This window comes from Virgibacillus subterraneus (genome assembly GCF_900110695.1).
Lineage (GTDB): Bacteria > Bacillota > Bacilli > Bacillales > Amphibacillaceae > Lentibacillus > Lentibacillus subterraneus.
In genome coordinates this window covers 754361-773944 of sequence record NZ_FOEH01000001.1, presented here as the reverse complement: position 1 = coordinate 773944, position 19584 = coordinate 754361, and the positions used below count along the sequence as shown (strand labels likewise).

The 19584-nt window shown below is 38.9% G+C and carries 19 protein-coding genes and 1 riboswitch; of the genes, 2 read left to right on the top strand and 17 right to left on the bottom strand.

Annotation, left to right across the window (positions count from 1 at the left end):
* Positions 1-160 precede the first annotated feature (160 nt).
* The 12 genes from pdxA to BMY13_RS03595 all read right to left on the bottom strand — a co-directional run bounded on the left by pdxA (position 161) and on the right by BMY13_RS03595 (position 13525).
* A complete protein-coding gene (pdxA, locus tag BMY13_RS03650) occupies positions 161-1156 on the bottom strand; it encodes a 4-hydroxythreonine-4-phosphate dehydrogenase PdxA (RefSeq protein ID WP_092502617.1) in 996 nt (331 codons plus the stop codon).
* The gene (locus BMY13_RS03645; RefSeq protein WP_092502615.1) at positions 1146-2450 is read right to left on the bottom strand and encodes a four-carbon acid sugar kinase family protein; all 1305 of its coding nucleotides are present in this window, start codon (positions 2448-2450) and stop codon (positions 1146-1148) included. The genes pdxA and BMY13_RS03645 overlap by 11 nt, the downstream gene beginning before the upstream one ends.
* Before the next feature lie 30 nt (positions 2451-2480).
* The gene (locus BMY13_RS03640) at positions 2481-3464 is read right to left on the bottom strand and encodes a 2-keto-3-deoxygluconate permease (protein WP_092491667.1); all 984 of its coding nucleotides are present in this window, start codon (positions 3462-3464) and stop codon (positions 2481-2483) included.
* Between the two features lie 199 nt (positions 3465-3663).
* On the bottom strand, positions 3664-5400 hold the full coding sequence (locus tag BMY13_RS03635) for a sigma-54-dependent Fis family transcriptional regulator (protein ID WP_175476701.1): 1737 nt from the start codon (positions 5398-5400) through the stop codon (positions 3664-3666).
* Positions 5401-5500: 100 nt separating this feature from the next.
* Positions 5501-6031, bottom strand: a complete 531-nt coding sequence (locus tag BMY13_RS03630; RefSeq protein WP_092491665.1) for a chromate transporter — start codon at positions 6029-6031, stop codon at positions 5501-5503.
* A gap of 5 nt (positions 6032-6036) precedes the next feature.
* The gene (locus BMY13_RS03625; RefSeq protein WP_092491664.1) at positions 6037-6621 is read right to left on the bottom strand and encodes a chromate transporter; all 585 of its coding nucleotides are present in this window, start codon (positions 6619-6621) and stop codon (positions 6037-6039) included.
* A 34-nt stretch (positions 6622-6655) separates the two neighbouring features.
* Positions 6656-8200, bottom strand: coding sequence for a gamma-glutamyltransferase (ggt, locus tag BMY13_RS03620; protein ID WP_175476730.1), 1545 nt, complete (start codon positions 8198-8200; stop codon positions 6656-6658).
* Between the two features lie 113 nt (positions 8201-8313).
* Positions 8314-9285: an ABC transporter ATP-binding protein gene (locus tag BMY13_RS03615; protein WP_092491662.1), complete on the bottom strand. Its 972-nt coding sequence runs from the start codon at positions 9283-9285 to the stop codon at positions 8314-8316.
* Positions 9260-10105, bottom strand: a complete 846-nt coding sequence (locus tag BMY13_RS03610; RefSeq protein ID WP_425445135.1) for an ABC transporter ATP-binding protein — start codon at positions 10103-10105, stop codon at positions 9260-9262. Before BMY13_RS03610 ends, BMY13_RS03615 begins: the two co-directional genes overlap by 26 nt.
* 8 nt (positions 10106-10113) lie before the next feature.
* Positions 10114-11649, bottom strand: a complete 1536-nt coding sequence (locus BMY13_RS03605; RefSeq protein ID WP_092502608.1) for a glutathione ABC transporter substrate-binding protein — start codon at positions 11647-11649, stop codon at positions 10114-10116.
* 19 nt (positions 11650-11668) lie between these two features.
* Positions 11669-12565: an ABC transporter permease gene (locus BMY13_RS03600; RefSeq protein WP_092502606.1), complete on the bottom strand. Its 897-nt coding sequence runs from the start codon at positions 12563-12565 to the stop codon at positions 11669-11671.
* Positions 12566-12583: 18 nt separating this feature from the next.
* A complete protein-coding gene (locus BMY13_RS03595) occupies positions 12584-13525 on the bottom strand; it encodes an ABC transporter permease (protein ID WP_092502604.1) in 942 nt (313 codons plus the stop codon).
* Between the two features lie 280 nt (positions 13526-13805).
* On the opposite strand from BMY13_RS03595, the gene BMY13_RS03590 reads away from it, so the two are divergent.
* On the top strand, positions 13806-14255 hold the full coding sequence (locus tag BMY13_RS03590; protein ID WP_092491657.1) for an Lrp/AsnC family transcriptional regulator: 450 nt from the start codon (positions 13806-13808) through the stop codon (positions 14253-14255).
* A gap of 55 nt (positions 14256-14310) precedes the next feature.
* Here BMY13_RS03590 and BMY13_RS03585 read toward each other — a convergent pair whose 3' ends face one another.
* Both BMY13_RS03585 and BMY13_RS19415 read right to left on the bottom strand, forming a co-directional pair.
* Positions 14311-15963: a M4 family metallopeptidase gene (locus BMY13_RS03585; protein ID WP_092502602.1), complete on the bottom strand. Its 1653-nt coding sequence runs from the start codon at positions 15961-15963 to the stop codon at positions 14311-14313.
* 189 nt (positions 15964-16152) lie between these two features.
* Positions 16153-16329, bottom strand: coding sequence for a hypothetical protein (locus BMY13_RS19415; protein ID WP_175476700.1), 177 nt, complete (start codon positions 16327-16329; stop codon positions 16153-16155).
* 42 nt (positions 16330-16371) lie between these two features.
* Positions 16372-16456, bottom strand: a riboswitch (cyclic di-GMP riboswitch).
* A 167-nt stretch (positions 16457-16623) separates the two neighbouring features.
* On the opposite strand from BMY13_RS19415, the gene BMY13_RS03580 reads away from it, so the two are divergent.
* Complete coding sequence (locus BMY13_RS03580; protein ID WP_092502600.1) at positions 16624-17034, top strand: ribonuclease HI family protein; 411 nt, start codon at positions 16624-16626, stop codon at positions 17032-17034.
* Between the two features lie 187 nt (positions 17035-17221).
* Here BMY13_RS03580 and BMY13_RS03575 read toward each other — a convergent pair whose 3' ends face one another.
* Genes BMY13_RS03575 through BMY13_RS03565 form a run of 3 tightly spaced genes read right to left on the bottom strand, consistent with a single transcriptional unit; the run spans position 17222 to position 19499 of the window.
* Positions 17222-17971, bottom strand: a complete 750-nt coding sequence (locus BMY13_RS03575) for an amino acid ABC transporter ATP-binding protein (RefSeq protein ID WP_092502598.1) — start codon at positions 17969-17971, stop codon at positions 17222-17224.
* 15 nt (positions 17972-17986) lie between these two features.
* Positions 17987-18691 carry an amino acid ABC transporter permease gene (locus BMY13_RS03570; protein WP_092502596.1) on the bottom strand — a complete coding sequence of 235 codons (705 nt, stop codon included), beginning with the start codon at positions 18689-18691 and terminating at the stop codon, positions 17987-17989.
* The gene (locus BMY13_RS03565) at positions 18675-19499 is read right to left on the bottom strand and encodes an amino acid ABC transporter substrate-binding protein (protein ID WP_092502594.1); all 825 of its coding nucleotides are present in this window, start codon (positions 19497-19499) and stop codon (positions 18675-18677) included. Before BMY13_RS03565 ends, BMY13_RS03570 begins: the two co-directional genes overlap by 17 nt.
* Positions 19500-19584 lie beyond the last annotated feature (85 nt).

Below are 19584 nucleotides of genomic sequence, written 5' to 3'. Positions count from 1 at the left end.
CAAGTCCTAATAGCGACAGGCTTAGTAAGGATTGTAATTTCTTAACTGCCAAAAAACAAGACGGCATAAGTCGTTTAACCGATTTATACCGTCTTATTAGCAATGTTAATTTCATTCATATATTATTCGACATAAACCGGGAAGTGACAGGCACCACCACCTACTTCTCCGGTGCCAATTCTATTGCTTGTCTTAGGGCTTCCAGCATGCTTCTTTCGTCTGCTTTGCCTGTGCCTGCGATGTCAAATGCTGTTCCGTGGTCAACACTTGTTCTGATAATTGGCAGACCTACTGTGATATTTACTCCAGCTTCAAGTCCCAATACCTTAATTGGTCCATGTCCCTGGTCGTGATACATGGCTAGTACGATATCAAAATCACCCCGCTGCGCTCTGAAAAATAACGTATCAGCTGGAAGTGGTCCTTCAACATTCAGTCCTTCCTCTGTTGCACGGTCAATAGCTGGGATGATTTTTTCTTCCTCTTCCCCATAACCGAATAATCCGTTCTCTCCAGCGTGAGGGTTAATTCCGCATACACCTATTTTAGGTTGGTCTACTCCAGCATTTGTTAGTGTTTCATGAGCTAAACGAATAACTTTATAAACGCGCTCCGGATTAATCATATTGATAGCATCGCTCAGACCGACATGAGTCGTTACGTGAATTACCTTTAATTTAGGCGACGACAGCATCATAGAAAAGTCTTTCGTACCCGTTAACTCAGCCAGAATTTCTGTATGTCCAGGGTAAATATGTCCACCTTTATGCAATGCTTCTTTATTTAAAGGAGCAGTACAAATTGCATCAATTCGACCGTTGTTTGCAAGTTCGATTGCAGTCCTTAAATATTCAAATGCTGCATTTCCTGCCTCTGAAGAAACCTGTCCAAATGGCAGATCTCCTGGAAGTAAATCAAGATCATAACAAGCAATTTCACCAAAATTTGTTGTGAAATCAGAATCACCATCTACTTCCTTAATCGTTAATTCAGTATTAAGCAGTTCTGCAGCACGCTTCAGCATTTTTGCATCGCCAATTACAATTGGATGGGATTGTTCATATACATGCTTACTCTGTAAACTTTTCACAATAATCTCCGGTCCTACTCCTGAAGCGTCCCCCATTGTGATGCCTACTATTGGTTTATTGCTCATCTTTATAAACTCCCTTCAATTCCTGCATTGCATTATAAATCGAAGCTTCTTTTCCAAATGCTCCCGCTTTTGTAACCACTGTATATTCCAGATCTGTACCGATTAGTGTGCCCAATGGAATTCCTGCTTCAACTTGCTTGATTAAACGAAAGCCTATTCCACCTAAATGACGCGAGGTGTCTTTTGCTGTATCTCCGCCTGTTAGTACCAAACCAGTAAGATCTTTATTTTTTTCAGTAATTGCTGCTACGATTTTGCCGATCGCACCAGAAATACGTTCCCCAATTTCGTAGCCTGTTAAATTAAGTTTTTTTCCAGTCTGCATAACTTGATCTCTTACTTCTTGATTAGAAGGAACATACAAGACAATATCATTCCCGATTTCTAACCCTTCAAGCAATTCTTTAATAGTATTCTGCCTTAGGTTTTCCCAATCATCCCCAAAAGTTTGCAGCGGATCAAGTTCAACCGCAGTTACGTGGGGTTGATTAACCGCATAACGCACTTGATTTTGGGTTACCTGTGATAAACTTCCACAAACCGTCATGACATGATTGGATTTGGCAAAAGATCGCTTGTCAGTCTTTTCACTGATCCCCAGTACTTCCGGAAGTACCTCAGCCAAGCCAGCAGACCCTGACCAAATAACCCTTTCAGAAACAGCAGCCATTTTTTGTGCTGCTTTTTGTAAATCGTCCTGTGATTCTACATCACAAACAACATAGCTTATCTCATTTTCCTTGAAGCTATTAACCTTTTTACGAAAATCTGGTAAACCTGCCTCAATATCTGCTTTTTTCAACAAGCCAACCGGTTGTCCAATTTCGTGTTCCAACAGCTTAGGGATTGACGATTCCGTAACAGGGTGCTTCGGGTCTTTTGATATTTCTGTTTCAGCTATTCTATCACCGTTGACATAATGAACCCCATCTTTCGTCGTTCTGCCAAGCGGCGGGAAAGCAGGAGCAATGAATACAAACTCCGGCTTAAATACATCATAAAGGGCCTGCAACTCAGTTCCAATATGCCCTCTCAAGGTAGAATCCATTTTTTTATAAATAGATACATAACCTGCTTGTTTTAAAAACTGACCAGCCTGCTTCGTCACATAAGCCGCTTCATCCTTAGACAACGCACGTGAATTTGTATCAATAACAACTCCGCTATCAAGGTTATTCTGATTTTTCGGGATATCAAAAAGAACGGAAGTATTGATACCTTTTTCTGTAAGCTGAACGCCACTATCATTTGCTCCAGTTAAATCGTCTGCAATAATACCTATATTGTGTTTCATGTTGATTCCTCATTTATTAACAGATTTATATTATTCAACTACATAGTCGTCCGGTACTTTAACACCCTTTTTGTCTAACCGCTTCACAAGAAAACCGATATATACCGGAAGCAGAATCGCTGTTGTAACAGTTGATGCTGCAACCTGTACTGTAGCAAGGTCAACGTGTGAAGCAAAGCTTGCACTGGCAGCTGCAATTGCGGCTGGTGTTGCTACTGCATTACCTGCAGTTGAACCCTCTGAAGCACCAGCAATAGGATTCCATTTAAATGCTTTAAAAATGAAGTACCCTGCTGTACCAGTTAAGAATACAGTTGCTAGGCCAAGGATAATACCTGACAATCCTCCATCAATAATTGCGCCAAAGTCAATTCCCATACCTAATGCAAAAGCGAAGAACGGAATTAACATGGAACTTCCTTTATCGAAGAACTCTCTCATTTCTTCATCTAAATTACCTAATACCATACCAACAATTATTGGTAATAATACTGCGATAAATGAAACGAATGAAAACAGCCCGTCAACGAATCCCATAGCACCAAAAATAGATAACGCTACCATTGTAAAGAAAGGACCATCATTTAACGCAAGCAAAGAATATGCTGCACGGTCTGTTTTATCACCATACTGGCCAACCAGCGCTACATACAAGCCACCATTACTGTTAGTCATTGCAGCAATAATTGCAATTGGCGCTAAACCTAACCAAAGACCATTATCTCCAGCTAACATATATGCAATCAGACCGAAAGTTGCACCTACTATCCATTTGGTCGTCAGCAATGTTGCACCTTTACCAAGACTGACCCCAACATTTTTCAAATTAATTTGTGCTCCTGTACATAATAGGAATAGTGCGATAAGCGCGCCTGCCCCATCTACGAATAATGCCTGTGTGAAGTTACCGATCCTTAGTAAATCAGGTGCGATAGTATTAAGTGTTGCAGCAAGCAACAATGGTATTACCATCATACCTCCAGGAACTTTTTCTATCGATGCTTTAATTCTCATGTTTATCCCCCTCATAATATATTGTTTAATAATTAAACATAAAATATAATGTAAAGCGTTTTCATATATTATGATAAGATAGATTGATATAAAATGCAACACATTTTGTCTTTTTATTTTTTACCAAAAAACTCCTTTTAATTATCGTTGCATTTTTAAACAATTGTATTAAAAAAGAGAACCCTATCTAGGATTCCCCTTACTGCTTTAATTTTCGCCATAAAGTTGAACGATTAATATTCAACCTTTTTGCAGCTTTTGATTGATTGTTTCCTTCTTCTTCCAACACCTGCCTGATCACCTGTTGTTCTATTTCTTCCAATGTTCCAACAAGTTGCAGCTTTTTATCATTAACCATCGACATTTGTTTGTATTTATTCATCAATTCTTTTACATGGAAAAGTTCTATATAATTTGCCGTCGTCATCGTACTTAATTCCCTGATTATCTTTTTTAGTTGGGACAGATTTCCTAACCATTCAAATTGCAAAAGATATTCAATTGCATCTTGTTTCATTCCAATTGTTTCAAAGCCATTTTCAGCATGAAATTCAGCTAAGAAGTAATCAACAAACACTCCAATGTCCTCTTTTCTCTCCCTTAACGGTGAAAGATGAATGACATGATCAGAAATCTTTTGATAAAGCTCTTTATCAAGTGCTTTGTTGTCCACCAATTGATCAAGCGACTCGTTAGCTAGTACAATAACTTGCATGGTATTTGGTATATTTCGTAATAAGTTTTTAATGGTATCCTGCATTTCAGCAGACAGTGATTCAATGTCTTTTATAACAACTGTACCGTGCTTTATAGCCGTAAGCTTTGCTTGTATCTTATCTCCACTTGTTAAGTGGCTTCCCTCTAAAACAACCATAGGATACCCCTGGCCAAATTTTTCAAAATGTATTTCTTGCGCAACTGTGTATTTCCCTGTACCGGATTCGCCAATAATGCTCACCAACTCATCAGCACGTGCAAATTGCTGTATATTATTTCGTAAACGTTTGGCTTCGTCACTCTCTCCAATAATCGGAATATGTACAGGGGCACCTATAAGTCTAACCGCTCTATTATCAGATTTTAACACTGAGGCATGAATATTTATCCCTGCAATACCTTCCGACTTACTCACCATAAAGGCTTGTAATTCATATACAGTATTTTCACCTTCAACTTCAGTCCACTGATTTGTTTCGTTTTCCAGGACCCTCTTTATGACCTTCGAAATAACAGGTGATTCTAATATCTCATGGCACTGACTATCTTGTTCGTACATTAAATTTTTCTCAATTACATCTGCATTTTTATTCAATAAAATAACCGGGAAAGGCATCGAATTGAAGGTTTCCTGAAAATAATAGAATTGGCTGTTCACTCTGCGAAAGAAGTTATATACTCTTTTTCCTTCTTCAAAAGCATCTGTAACGGCTTCTTTTCCGGACGTAATCAGAACACCACGCAATCCTACCTGTTCAGCAACTTGAACTGTGATAACATCACCAATCACCACAGTGAAACCTTGTTGCTTCAGTTCCTCCAAGTGACCTCTCACTTCAGTTCTGGATTTAATTGTGATCATCTTTACATCAAATTCTAAAATATTGCATATAGTTGCTGCCCCTTGAGAAATATTCGCATAGCCAACGAGCGCAACCCCTTTTTTGATACCACGAATGAGAGTGAAAACACGCAGCATATCATACCCAGTTATATCAATATGCACAACAGGTATCGAAACTTCATCCTGAATCATTGTGGCTGTTCCACCACGACTGATGATTAGCTCATACCCTTGCTTTTCTGCTAATTTCGCCACCTTTACGCCTTCCTCAAGGTTAGCTATAGTCACATCCAAATCTATATCTTCTGGTGTATCCACTTTTTTAGCCGTTTCTGCCAGACCTTGATACGGAGCAATTAGGAGTGTTTTTATCATCTTCCATCCCTCACTTGTTGCATATTTCAACACTTCCATTATTACATATAGACTGTTAAATGTCATGTGAAATAGGGATGAATATAGGTAAGTTAACCACTTACCCCAATAATAACCCGCCATACACTAGTGCAGCCCCAATAACAAAGGCCGGATGTACTTTCATACGTTCTATTAATAAGTAACTGCAAATTGTAATTAAAGCTGTCTGCCAGAATCCTATTCCTACATAGGACTCTTTGAAAAAGTTCCAAGCCATAACACCTAATAATATTGCGATTACAGGGCGTACATATTGCGTAAGTCTTTTAACTTTGTTGGAGTCTTTATATTTATAAAGGATTCCTACCAGCAAAATCATAATTATTAAAGAAGGTGCCACTGCTGCAAAAACACCAATAAAAGCTCCTAGTATACCGCCTTCATCGTACCCGATATACCCAGCCATTTTCGTCGCTATTGGACCTGGTAAAGAGTTTGCGAGTGCCAGCATTTCACTAAATTCCTGTACACTCATCCACTCGTACCGTTCTACAACTTCATGTTCCACTAAAGGAATTGAAGCTGGTCCACCTCCATAGCCAAGGATACCTGGGATAAAAAAGGCCATAAATATATGCCAGTACTTCATAACCTTTAGCCCTCCTTCTCCCTAACATGCTGTTGCGTTTCATCTTTTTTACTGCTTTTATCTTTCTTAACTAAAGCCATTAGTAACAAAAATCCGATTACGATACCTGGATGCATATTTAAAAAATATAGTAAGGCAAAAATTATAATAGCCATAACTCCTGATTGCATCCAGCCCATACCTTTAACAGCTTTATCAAAAAACTGCCACGTCAGTACTGCTAGCATTACACCGACAACCGGTATTACCGCTGCAGTCATCCCCTGCACCCATGGAAGATCATCAATTGATGACAGGGAAGCTAACAAAATTATCATCAGAATAATTGTGGGCAGGATTGTTGCTAATACTGCATTTATCATTCCAATAAAACCAGAAACATTATGTCCAATATACCCTGCAAGTTTCGTTGCAATTGGACCTGGTAATGTATTCCCTAGCGCCAGCAGATCACCAAAGTCTTCATCACTCATCCATTTATATTTATCTACTACTTCTTTATGGATGAGCGGAATTGACCCAGGCCCTCCACCATATCCGAGCATGCCTATTCTAAAAAAGGCAATAAATAAGTCCCAATGTGTTTTCATAGATAGCTTTCCTTTTGTTTAGTTTTATCTTTACCTACCATGCTGTAACAGCACCATCTGTCCGTGACTCTGTTCCACCTACCAATACTCCGGTTTCAGGGTCTCGCCAAATTATTTGACCACGGCCAAAGCTATTTGGTTCGAGTGCTATTTGTACATCATGTCCTTTATCTGACAATGCTTGTGCAATATGGTGTGGTAGTCTGTTTTCTACTTCTACCACTTTATCTTTAAGCCATTGCCAACGTGGTGCATCAAGCGATGCCTGTGGATTGAGTCCAAAATCAATCGTGTTCATGATTACCTGAACATGCCCTTGTGGCTGCATAAAGCCGCCCATTACACCAAAAGGACCGACGGGCTGATTGTTTTTTGTTAAAAACCCTGGAATAATCGTATGGTAAGTTTTCTTGCCACCTTTTAAAGCATTGACGTGCTGTTCATCCAACGAAAAATTATGGCCACGATTTTGTAAAGCAATTCCTGTTCCAGGTACAACTAAGCCTGAGCCGAATCCCATGTAGTTACTTTGTATAAAAGAAACCATGTTCCCTTCATTATCTGCTGTTGCTAAATAAACCGTACCACTCAAGGAAGGTTCTCCTGCTTCAGGAAGAAGTGCATTGTCACCGATAAGCTTTCTTCGCGTTTCCCCATAATCATCAAGCAGTAATTCATCAGACGTGACTTCCATATAATCTTCTTGGGTTACGTGCTTTTGCCCATCTGCAAATGCTAGTTTAATAGCTTCAATTTGCTTATGGTATGTTTCTGCGGAATCTTTTTCTTGGAAATTAAACCCTTTTAAAATGTTCAATGCCTGTAGTGCAATAATACCCTGACCGTTTGGCGGGATTTCCCAGACATCATATCCCCGATAATTCACATTAATTGGGTTCACCCATTCTGCTTTATGTTCTGCAAGATCTGCAGCAGTTAGGTAGCCACCATTTTCTTTTGAAAAGCTAGCAATTTTCTCGGCTAGTTCACCACGGTAAAATGATTCAGCATTTGTTTCAGCAATGGAGCGTAATGTATCAGCATGATCTGATGAAGACCATACTTCACCGACTCTGGGTGCTCGACCTTTAGGAGCAAATGTGTCAAACCAATGTGTAAAGACATCTTCCTTCAAGTTCTTCTTAAACCCCTCGTAAGCCTTGTTCCAAAACTTACTTAACGTAGGGGATAACGGGTATCCCTTTGTAGCATAATTAATTGCCGGCTGTAATACTTCCCTTAATGGAAGTTTCCCAAATTGCTTAGAAAGCTCAGCCCACGCCCCAGGTGCTCCTGGTACGGTTACAGGAGTGAAGCCATATTTAGGAATTTCATTATGCCCAGATCCCTTAACAGCATCGATTGAAATGCTTTTCGGGGCACGTCCGCTTGAATTCAAGCCATGCAATTCACCTTTTACCCAAACTAATGCAAAGGCATCTCCACCAATGCCATTAGAAGTAGGTTCTACTACTGTAAGGCACGCTGCTGTTGCAATCGCCGCGTCTATTGCATTTCCACCCATTTTCAAAATATCCATCCCCGCCTGCGAAGCTAAAGGCTGGGAAGTTGCAACCATACCATTATTAGCATATGTTGCATTTCGTGTTGTTGTATATGGATGAGATTGGTCGGTAAAAGAATTCAATATGATCCTCCTCGTATAGTTATATTATTATTATTTAAAAAATATCAAACTTCGTGACATGCAATAAAATGACCCTCTTCTACCTCACGCCATTCTGGAACGACTGTTTTACAATGTTCCTGTGCTAATGGACAACGGGTATGAAATGGACAGCCCGTTGGATAGTTGGATGCACTCGGCAAATCTCCCTCAAGCTTTATCCGTTCCTTTTTCCGACCTGGTATTGGACGAGGAATAGCGGATAATAATGCTCTTGTATATGGATGCAATGGATTCTTATATATTTGGTCAGATGAACCAAGTTCCACCATGGTACCAAGATACATCACTAACACACGATCACACATGTGCTTCACAACTCCTAGGTCGTGAGAAATAAACATATAAGTCAGCTGGTACCTTTTTTGCAGATCAATCAGAAGTCGAATAATTTGAGCTTGTACGGACACATCCAGTGCAGAAACAGCTTCATCACACACAATTAATGATGGATTAAGTGCAATTGCACGAGCAATGCCAATTCGCTGTCGTTGCCCTCCACTAAATTCATGTGGGTATCTATTATAATGATCCTCCTGCAGACCAACCTCTACTAAAAGTTCCCGAACGCGCTTTTGCCTATCTGCCTTCGATAAACTACTGTGAATTACAAATACCTCTTCCAAAGCATCGCCAATTCGTTGCCGGGGATTCAAGGATGCAAAAGGATCCTGAAATATCATTTGCATATCCTTTTTGTATTCTTTTAATTTACGTTTTGACAAACCTTCAATATGGTCGCCACGAAATTCAATGGTACCATCGGTTATATCCTCTAAGCCTAAAACTGATCTTCCAAATGTCGATTTCCCACAGCCAGACTCACCCACAATACCAAGAGTTTCTCCTTCATGTACCTGTAAGCTAACATTCTCGACAGCTTTCACATTTGCTGTTGTCCTTTGAAGCACTCCGCTTTTTATCGGGAAGTACTTTTTCAAATCCTTTACTTCAAGAAGAGGTTGTTGATCCGTCATCAGTAGTCGCCTCCTGGAGCCAAAATTTACTTTCATCATCTACATTCGGCACTGCAGCTAGAAGTTTTTTTGTATAGGAATGCTGCGGGCTGTTAAATACACTGTACACATCACCCATCTCGACAACTTCACCACCATACATAACCATAACTCGGTCGGCTATCTCAGCAACAACCCCCATATCATGCGTTACAAACACAACGCCCATCCCCATTTGTTCCTTTAAATCATCAATTAACTCGATAATCTGGGCCTGGATAGTTACATCCAAAGCTGTCGTTGGTTCATCTGCTATTAATAAGGAGGGGTCACATGCTAATGCCATTGCAATCATTACCCTTTGCCTCATTCCGCCACTAAGTTCATGTGGATATTGTTTTAATTTTTCCTCAGGATTTGGTATCCCCACTTTGTCCAGTAAATCAATACTATTTTGTGTAGCTTCTTTTTTTGACAGTTTTCGGTGAATCATTAATGGCTCTCTAAGCTGAAAACCTATACTAAAAACCGGATTCAATGCTGTCATTGGTTCCTGGAATATCATTGACATTTCGTTGCCTCTGATCTTTTGCAGCTGTTCCTCAGATTTACCTACAATTTCATCACCCTTCAAGCGTATGGAGCCAGTTATTTCCCCATTAGCAGGTAAAAGACCCATTATGGATAGGGAAGTAGCACTTTTTCCACACCCAGATTCACCAACTATGCATAATGTCTCCCCTTTATTCACGGAGAAAGAAATACCCTGAACAGCAGGAAGTTTCCCGCCTGCTGTCCGGTATTGGGTGACAAGGTTTTCTACTAGTAATAAATGTCCCATCAATAACCCTACTCTCTGCTAACGTTATATAATAACCACTGACCAGTAGGATCTACAACTAAGCCTTTAACAGACTCATCGTATGCGGCTGTAACCGTTCCATGTTGCATAACCACCCATGGCGCATCTTTTATGGCCATTACATTCGCTTCATGTAGTTTTTCCTTACGAACTTCCTGATCGACCGTTTCACGTGATTCTTCTACTAATTTATCAAAGGCATCATTACTATATCTGCTAAAGTTTGATGAATCGATATTGTCTGAATGTAGATTTGGATAAAGTAATTCACTTCCATCGGCTGTACTATTGGACCAGCCCAGGAAGGTCATTTCGTAATTACCCTTTCTTCCCGTTTCCAGAAAAGTTGCCCATTCCATTGTTTCAATTTCTACATTTAGACCGATTTCTGTTAACTGAGCCTGCACAATTTCAGCCATCTTCATATAATTATCACGATTCGCTGTTAAAAGTGTTACTTTTTGACCACTATACCCATTTTCCTCTATTAATTGTGAAGCTTTTTCCTTATCATACGGGTAGCTCGCTTCTTTGGCTTTTTCATTATAACCAAACACCTTTGGTCCAATAACGCTCTCGTTATGCGTTCCTAATCCATTTAATTGCTTAACATATGCTTCCTGATTAACTCCGTAAGCAACAGCTTGTCTGAATTTCAATTCATTAAATGGTGCCTTATCCATATTGAACCCTAAATAAGATACACGTGTTCCTTCAGACTTCTGAACTTCAACACCTTTAAGTGACTCGATTCTAGGAAGCTGATCAGATGGTAAAGCATCGATAAATTGGACTTTACCTGTTTCTAGCATTGAAATTGCTGTGGAAGTTTCCGGAACCACCTTAAATGTAACCTTTTCCAATGAAGCGGGATCCTTCCAATAGTCTTCATTTCTCTTTAATGTGATATGGTCTCCTTCTACCCATTCTCCAAATACAAATGGACCAGTTCCTACAGGATCTTTGTTAATATCCCCTTCCTTATCAGCAGTTGGACTAACAATGGCTGCGTTCGTATGGCTTAATGCTGCCAACATTGGACCATAAGGTTTTTCCGTTTTGAGAACTACTGTATATTCATCTCTTACTTCAATGGAAGATATCGGTTCTAGTAGCGATGCTCTTGGTGCCGCTCTTTCAGGATCTTTAATTTGTTCAAACGTATACTTTACTGCTTTAGCATTGAACGGTGTTCCGTCGTGAAATTTAATATCTTCACGAAGATGAATTACCCATGTATTATCATCGGGTGTCTCATATGACTTCGCCAATAACGGCTTTGCTTCCAATGTTTCGGGATCTTGCGTGAATAAAGTTTCATAGATTTGATACGTAACATTAGATGAAACCGAATCATTCGTGTCAATTGGAGACAAACCAGCAGCATCTGTTGTAGTTGCGTATGTTACTTCGTTTGGCACTTCACTACTGCTATTTTCCCCACTACTACTTTCACTGCATCCAACTAATGTAATTATTGTTATTAATACAAGCATGAAAAGCTGAAACATTCTTTTACTCATATAAATTCCTCCTCATTTTTTATCCATCTAATTCCATATTAGGATCCAATGCATCCCTTAATCCGTCACCAACGACATTAAATGCAAAGATAGTTAGCATAATAGCTACTCCTGGAATAACTGACATATGTGGAGCGCTCCACATGAAGTCTTGACCAGCTGCTATCATTGCTCCCCATTCAGGTGTTGGCGGTTGTGCACCAAGTCCTAAGAAACTCAGTGCTGATGTAGATAAAATAGCTGTACCCATTCGCATTGTTGCAAACACAATAATTGGTGCTGTGCAGTTTGGCAATATATGTTTTAGTATTATCCTTGCATCACTTGCTCCCAATGACTTCATAGCTAAAATATATTCCTGCTTTTTAATGGATAAGGCACTCCCTCTTACTATCCTTGCGCACCCAGGGATTGACCAAATACTAATTGCAATAATCACATTTACCAGGCTCGTCCCTAACATCGCAATAATTAGCATTGCTAGTAAAATCCCAGGAAATGCAAATAACAAGTCAACAATTCTCATAATTATGCCATCAAGTTTCTTATAGTAACCACCCAGAAGACCTAAAATAAGTCCTCCAATTAACCCTAATATAACGGATGACAACCCCACTACAAGGGAAATCCTGGCACCGTATATTAATCGTGACCACATGTCCCTCCCATAGTTATCAGTTCCAAGTAGGTGACCTTGTTCACCAACCCCAAGCTCCGTCTCACTTAAATTTTGTTCAAAAGGACCCTGACTAACGAGCAGAGGTGCGAATACAGCGATAATTATTAGAATTGCAATAATGAAAAGTCCAAAGACTGCTAGCTTATTTTTCAGTAACCGTTTAAAGGTTTTTACGAGATTGCTTTCTTGTTTCCTTGAAGTTGCATTTTTTCCATTTAAAGCCAAATTAGATGGCACCACTTTTCCTCCTCACCGCTAGTTGTACGTTATTCTTGGGTCAATTAGTGCATAAATAATATCTACTATTAAGTTAACTATTACGAAAATTGCAGCTACTAACAGCACGGTACCTTGTACAACAGGGAAGTCCCTTGCTGCAATTGCGTCTATCATTAATCTACCTATACCATTAATTGCAAATACTTGCTCGGTAATGATAGTACCACCCAATAATGCTCCGAAATTTATACCAATAACGGTAACAACTGGTATCATTGCATTTCTCAAAGCATGAATCCAAATTAATGACCAGCGCTTCACACCTTTTGCTTTAGCAGTACGTATATAGTCAGATTTAATTACTTCTAACATCGCTGACCGACTCATACGGGCAATTAAAGCTGCTGAAGCAGTTCCTAATGTAATTGCCGGTAATATCAACTCAACTACACCCTGGAAAGTAAAAATCGAGGAGTTTAAACCTCCTACTGGAAGCCATTGCAGATTAACCGCGAATATAAGTATTAGCATCGTTCCCAGCCAAAAGTTGGGAATAGATACACCCGCCAATGAAAATGTCGTACTGGATATATCAATCCAGGAATTTTGCTTAATGGCTGCGATCATACCTGCAATAATCCCGATAATTATCGCCACGGCCATGCTTGCACTAGCAAGTTTTATCGTATTCGGAAATCTAGTTAAAATAGCCTCCGTCACTGATTGTCCTGTTTGGTATGAGTAACCAAAATCACCTTGCAGAATACCACCCAAGTAATCAAAATACTGAACTAAAACTGGTCTATCTAACCCTAAGTCTACTCTGATCGCTTCAAGATCTGAGTTACTTGCTGTAGGTCCACCAATGATGGTTGCAGGATCTCCGGGAGCAATAAACATACTCATAAACACTAAAAATGAGATACCCAACAACAATAAAACTAACTGGAACAGCCTTCTAACTACTAAACCGATCACTTTATCACTCCTCCATTCAATATATATTTAAAGTTGTCAAACTTTTTATTAAATTACTAAAATAGTACATAATTATGAATTGAAAGTCAATAGAATTTCAGACAAAAAGTATAATAAAATGGTGTAACCGATTCCATTAATGACAAATAAATGGTAAAATAGTTTCATTTTGTATAAAATCAAGCATATTAACTTAGCTAAAAAGTTTTGTTAAAATGTCTATTTTCTGATATTATAAAAAAAGAAATCAAAAAATAGTAATTTTTAGGGGAAGTTAACTATGAAATATGATGATATAGATCGGAAAATCATAGAAGAATTAATTGTCGATGGAAGGTTATCGTATGTAGAGTTAGCCGAGAAGGTAGGTTTCTCACGTGTAGCTGTTAAAGATAGAATTAAGAACCTGAAGGATACTGGAGTAATCGAGAATTTTACTGTTACCATTAACTCAGAAAAGTTCGGGAAAAATGTTTCCGCTTTTTTTGAAGTAGATGTGGAACCAAAGCAGTTACAGAAAGTAGCGCAAAACCTTGCAGATAACCCCAATGTCGCTAGTGTATATCAAATGACTGGTCCCAGCACACTACATATGCATGTACTTGTGGAGGACTTCAAAATGCTAGAAGTTTTTATTAACAACGAACTATATGCTGTTGAGGGCATAACAAGGGTAGAAAGTTCTATACTATTAAAAAGATTTAAAAGTCGGATAGGATATAAGCTGTAGATTATTAATAAAGCTTGCAAGGAAAACAATCCCCTGCAAGCTTTTAATTATATTGCTAGTAAATTCCTACCTGATCAAATCCACTAGCAACCTCTTCTGCTTCTATACTATCTTCACCATAAATATCTACCGCTGACTGTACGATAGCTGCTCGTGCAACACTAAAATCTGAATCCGGTGTTAAGTAAGTAGTTAATGCACGATAGTAAATATGCCCAAGTTTATCCTTGCCAATTTGCTGACCTATTAGGTATGCAGCATGGTTGGTAATGGACGAGTTAACATGAACACCACCATTATCTACCCAAATTGGCATGTCATAGAATTCATCCATATGCTCAGGATACATGCCGTCACCATACGGAGCTCTGGCATCAGATACTGCAAATTGGTCTGGATTACTTAAGCTACGTAATGCTACTCTTCCCTCTTCAATAGAGGCTGGCGCCATAATGTCTTCACCCAATTCCCAATCATCTTCATCGATAAGGGCTCCAAACACATCAGCGAATGACTCATTCAATGCACCTGATTGATTCCGGTACCGTAAATTTGCCGTGTGACTGATCACACCGTGCGTCATCTCATGAGCAGCGACATCAAGTCCTGCTGAAAGTGGTACCATGAACTCGCCATCCCCGTCACCATAGGTCATCTGACGGCCATTCCAAAACGCGTTATTATAATTGTTGCCAAAGTGAACGTAAGAAACGATAGCCATTCCATTACCGTCAAGGGAGTTACGATCATGTTCATTAAGGTAATAATCATATACTGTTTCTGAATTATAGTGTGCATCTACTGCCGGGTGTTGGTACTCATCCATCCAGGCTTCACTCTTGTTTTCGAAAATATTTCCAGTGTTATAATCATATGTGTAAATACCTTCTAGACTATTATGTGATTCATCATATAACTTAAATGTGGTGCTTTCATCAGGTTGTATTTCCATCGTTGTGTGAAGCTGTCGCTTGGCACCGTGCACCCCTTCACCTACACCTTTGTGTGCCTTCTTTTCGATTTCATCGGCATGCAATAACGCATTATACTTATCAATGACATCTCCCGATTTGGCATCAACAAATACAAACCAGTTGCCAGGTTTGTCACCAAGGAAATTAACATTAATTTTATAGGCTAGATTACTTTCTCCTTCGAATGAATAAACAACGAGGTCAGAGGTAGGTTTATACGCAAGTTTTTCTGGAGCATTCACTGATGACTTAGCTTGGTGTATAGCTTCGCTGATGTCAACGGAAGGATTGGTGTTAATAACATTATCTTCAACTACTTTATTATGGTTGCCATTTACTGCAACAACTTCATTTTTCTCATTAAAGTGAACAATTACCTCAGTACCTTCTACAGGCACTCCACTTTTCGTTTGATTAAAGCGAATGTGTGTCATTCCAAGGTCATCTTTTTGAACATCTTTAACCTTTAGATTTTCCTCTGGATTCTTAATCCCTATCCTTTTTTCATTTTGCTTCAGGAATTTAACCGCATTTGAGGCATTGCTGGCATCAAACTTCTTTGCGACTTTCTCCTTAACGAATATCGGGACATTCGCATTTGCATTCCACGTCTTCTCTTCTTGCACACTACTAAAACTAGAGTCTTGCGGTTTAGCTAACACGTCACTCACTGTGACCGAGCCAATTAATAGCACTGAAGACAGAACAACAGGAACAATATACTTTTTCTTCAATATTATACCTCCTATTTAATTTGATAGTTTTATTATAGATTAGTAGATCGATAATTTCATGATTAATTAGAATTGTTTTAATTTTATGATAAATGGTTATGTTTACCTAATATGGTTATTGATTAGGGTAATAGAGACTATCTATTAACTTCATAGAAGTAATAGCAATTTAATCAAAAAAAGCACCCTTTAGGCGCTTTTTTTGTCTTTCATTATGTAGTTCATTGCTGCTTCTTCATGGTAATTAATTTTCTGTTCAAGCTCATGTTTGAATCTCTCATCAAGACAATCGGAAACAACAGTTGTTAATTCCCTCAGTCTTAATTGATGCCAAAAAAACCTACCACGATAGTAAAATTTCTTCAAACATATTCCTCCTTGCAATACCATAAATCGACGGAGGTCGTATTCGATATCTGGCAAGCATTGTCATCCGACTTTAGCCCCTGTAGTTTTGCGTCATCGCTTTTCAACGATTTTGCCCTTTCGTACGATTTATGTTGTTAGTTGTATTATCGTGTATATAGTCACAGTTTTTAATGATTCTTTACACCTATTTATAAAAGCTAATTTCTTTGCGGAGCAAAATAATTCAGGTAAACTGTACGCTAAACTGATATAATTTCTTTACAAGACTCGCTTAAAAAGGAGATAAAAGCATTGATTAATGTTTACACAGATGGGGCATCAAATGGCAATCCGGGAATTAGTGGTGCTGGTGTTTATATAAAAGCAAACGGAAAAATATACGAATATTCATTTCCATTAGGAGAAATGTCAAACCATGAAGCAGAATTTCATGCTGTGTTAAAAGCATTGGAAATTTGCATGGAAAATTTTCCAGATGAAATACTGTCATTTCGGTCGGATTCAAAGTTAGTAGTAGATACAATTGAAAAAGATTTCACGAAAAATCAAACCTTTCTCCCCTTACTTGAGAAAATTAGAGATAATTCAAGCAGCTTTCCATACTTTTTTATCAAGTGGATACCTGATAAAAATAACTACGCAGATAAATTGGCGAGAAAAGCTATTCAACGGGACGGAGGGTCAGGTTCCTCGTCCCATTAATGCCAATCCCGAGGTCGCCCCTCGCCCCATTAGAAAACTTGGCTTATCGCCAAGCTTTAATATAGATAAGCCTTAGTTGCAATTATGCAGTAAGAAAGTATCTACACTTTCTTACTTGTCAAAAAAGCTGAAATTCCTCCTAAATGGAATTTCGGCTTTTTACATTCATACCCAGAACTCTGGTCCGTTACGCTGGATTCAGTATCCTTTTCAGAAACTGCTTCGTCCGCTCTTCTTTTGGTTCCTTAAGAACTTGACTTGGAGGACCTTGTTCGACGATATAACCTTCATCCATAAACAGGACTTCATCGGATACCTGATCGGCAAATTGTAATTCGTGGGTTACGACAACCATTGTCCAATTTTCTTTTACCAGGTCTTTGATGACGGATAATACTTCTCCGATTAACTCTGGGTCTAAAGCAGAAGTAGGTTCATCAAATAACATCAGTTCAGGTTTAATTGCCAATGCTCGCGCAATACCAACCCGTTGCTGCTGACCGCCGGATAACTGATTTGGGTAAAGATTTGCTTTATCCTTTAACCCTACTTTTGTAAGCAACTCTATTGCCCTGTTTTGCTCCTCTTCCTTCTTACCTTTTTGCACAATAATGGGACCCTCTGTCACATTCTCCAGTGCAGTTTTATGTGGAAAAAGATTATAGGATTGGAACACCATCCCGGACTTTCTTCTCAATTTCAATACATCCCGTTTATGGATTTTGTTGGAAAAATCCAGATTAAAAGAATCATGAAATGAAAAGGTTCCTTCATTTGGCTGTTCCAATGCATTCAGGCAGCGAAGTAGTGTTGTTTTCCCTGAACCTGAAGGACCTATAATTGATAATACTTTTCCTTTTTCGATTGTTAAATTTATGTCTTTCAATACTTCCAACTCTCCAAATGATTTGGTCAAGCCATTCACAGTTAAATACACAGATAATTCACCTTCCTAGGAAGAAATATGACGCTCCAGTCGGGTTTCGATTGCCTGCTGAACAAGTGACAACAGAAAGCAAACAACCCAATATAAAAATGCCGCTTCAATATATATAAGCATGAAATCGTATGTTACAGCCGCAATCTCTTGTGCCTTCCTGAACAACTCCGTGACAAGAATTAACGAAGCAAGCGACGTATCCTTCACCAGACTGATAAACGTATTGGATAACGGTGGCACGGATACCCTTGTCGCTTGAGGAAGAATTATTCGCCTAAGCGCTGTATTTTGGGTCATCCCAATCGTATATGCAGCCTCCCATTGACCCTTTGAAATAGATAAAATAGAAGCACGAATAATTTCTGATGCATATGCCGCTACGTTAATCGAAAATGCAATAACCGCACTTGGAAAAGGGTCAATCGTTACATCAAGACTTGGCAGCCCATAAAACACAATAAATAATTGAACAAGCAAGGGCGTCCCTCTGACTGCCGATACAATTGCAATAGACGGTGCGCGGAGAAATGCTGATTTGGAAAGCCGCATGATGGCAAGCAATAGTGCGAACAATAAGCCAACGGTAAATGCTATTAAAGTAAGCGGGATTGTATATTGAATCCCGCCTAAAATCATTGGAAGCAAAGAGTTTTTGAATAACTCCCAGCCTCCCATCGTTGCATCTATGGTAAATAACATATTACTTGGAAGAAACATCTTCACCAAACCATTCTTTTGCAATTTTAGCTAGTGTGCCATCTTCTTTCATTGCCTTCAATTGTTTATCAACCGCATTAACTAGTTCCTCATTCCCTTTATTAAAAGCAAATGCCGTTTTGGAAGCATCATCCTGTTTGGCAGCAATTTTAATTTGCTCTGATCCCTGCTGCTGGATATAGTCGAGGACGGCGAGTCTGTCATTCACTGTTACATCTGCTCTACCTTGCTTCAGCAATTCAATTGATTGAGCTAAACCTTTAATACTAACGATTTCCGCCCCATTTTCTTTAGCAATCTCTTCAAAGTTACTTGTAAGGGACTGTGCGGACTTTTTCCCTTTTAAATCGTCAAACGAATCAATACTTTCATTATCTTTAGGTGTAACAACCACTGCTGATGAATATGTGTAAGGCACGGAAAAATCATAGTTCGCCTTACGTTCTTCATTGATTCCTACCTGGTTAGCGATAAGATCAAATCGTTTTGAATTCAAGCCTGCAAACATCGAATCCCATTTTGTTTCCATGAATTCAACGTCAACACCCATTCTATTTGCAACTTCCCGGATGACTTCTACATCATAGCCAGTTAATTTGTCTTCTGCATTATGGAATGTAAACGGAGCATATGTGCCTTCCGTTCCTACAGTAAGAACACCTTTTTCCATAACTTGATCATATAAACTAGCCGTTTTTTCTCCTGATTCATTATCTGCACTGTTATTTTGCTGCTCTTCGCCAGATCCACATGCCGATAGAACAGCCACTAAACTTGCCAGTACCAACAAATAAAATAATTTTTTCATATTTATACCCCCAGTAATCTTATCGGAATAATGTCTAATTGATTATAAAGTATCAAACCCAATATGTAAATGAATTGATTTCGAA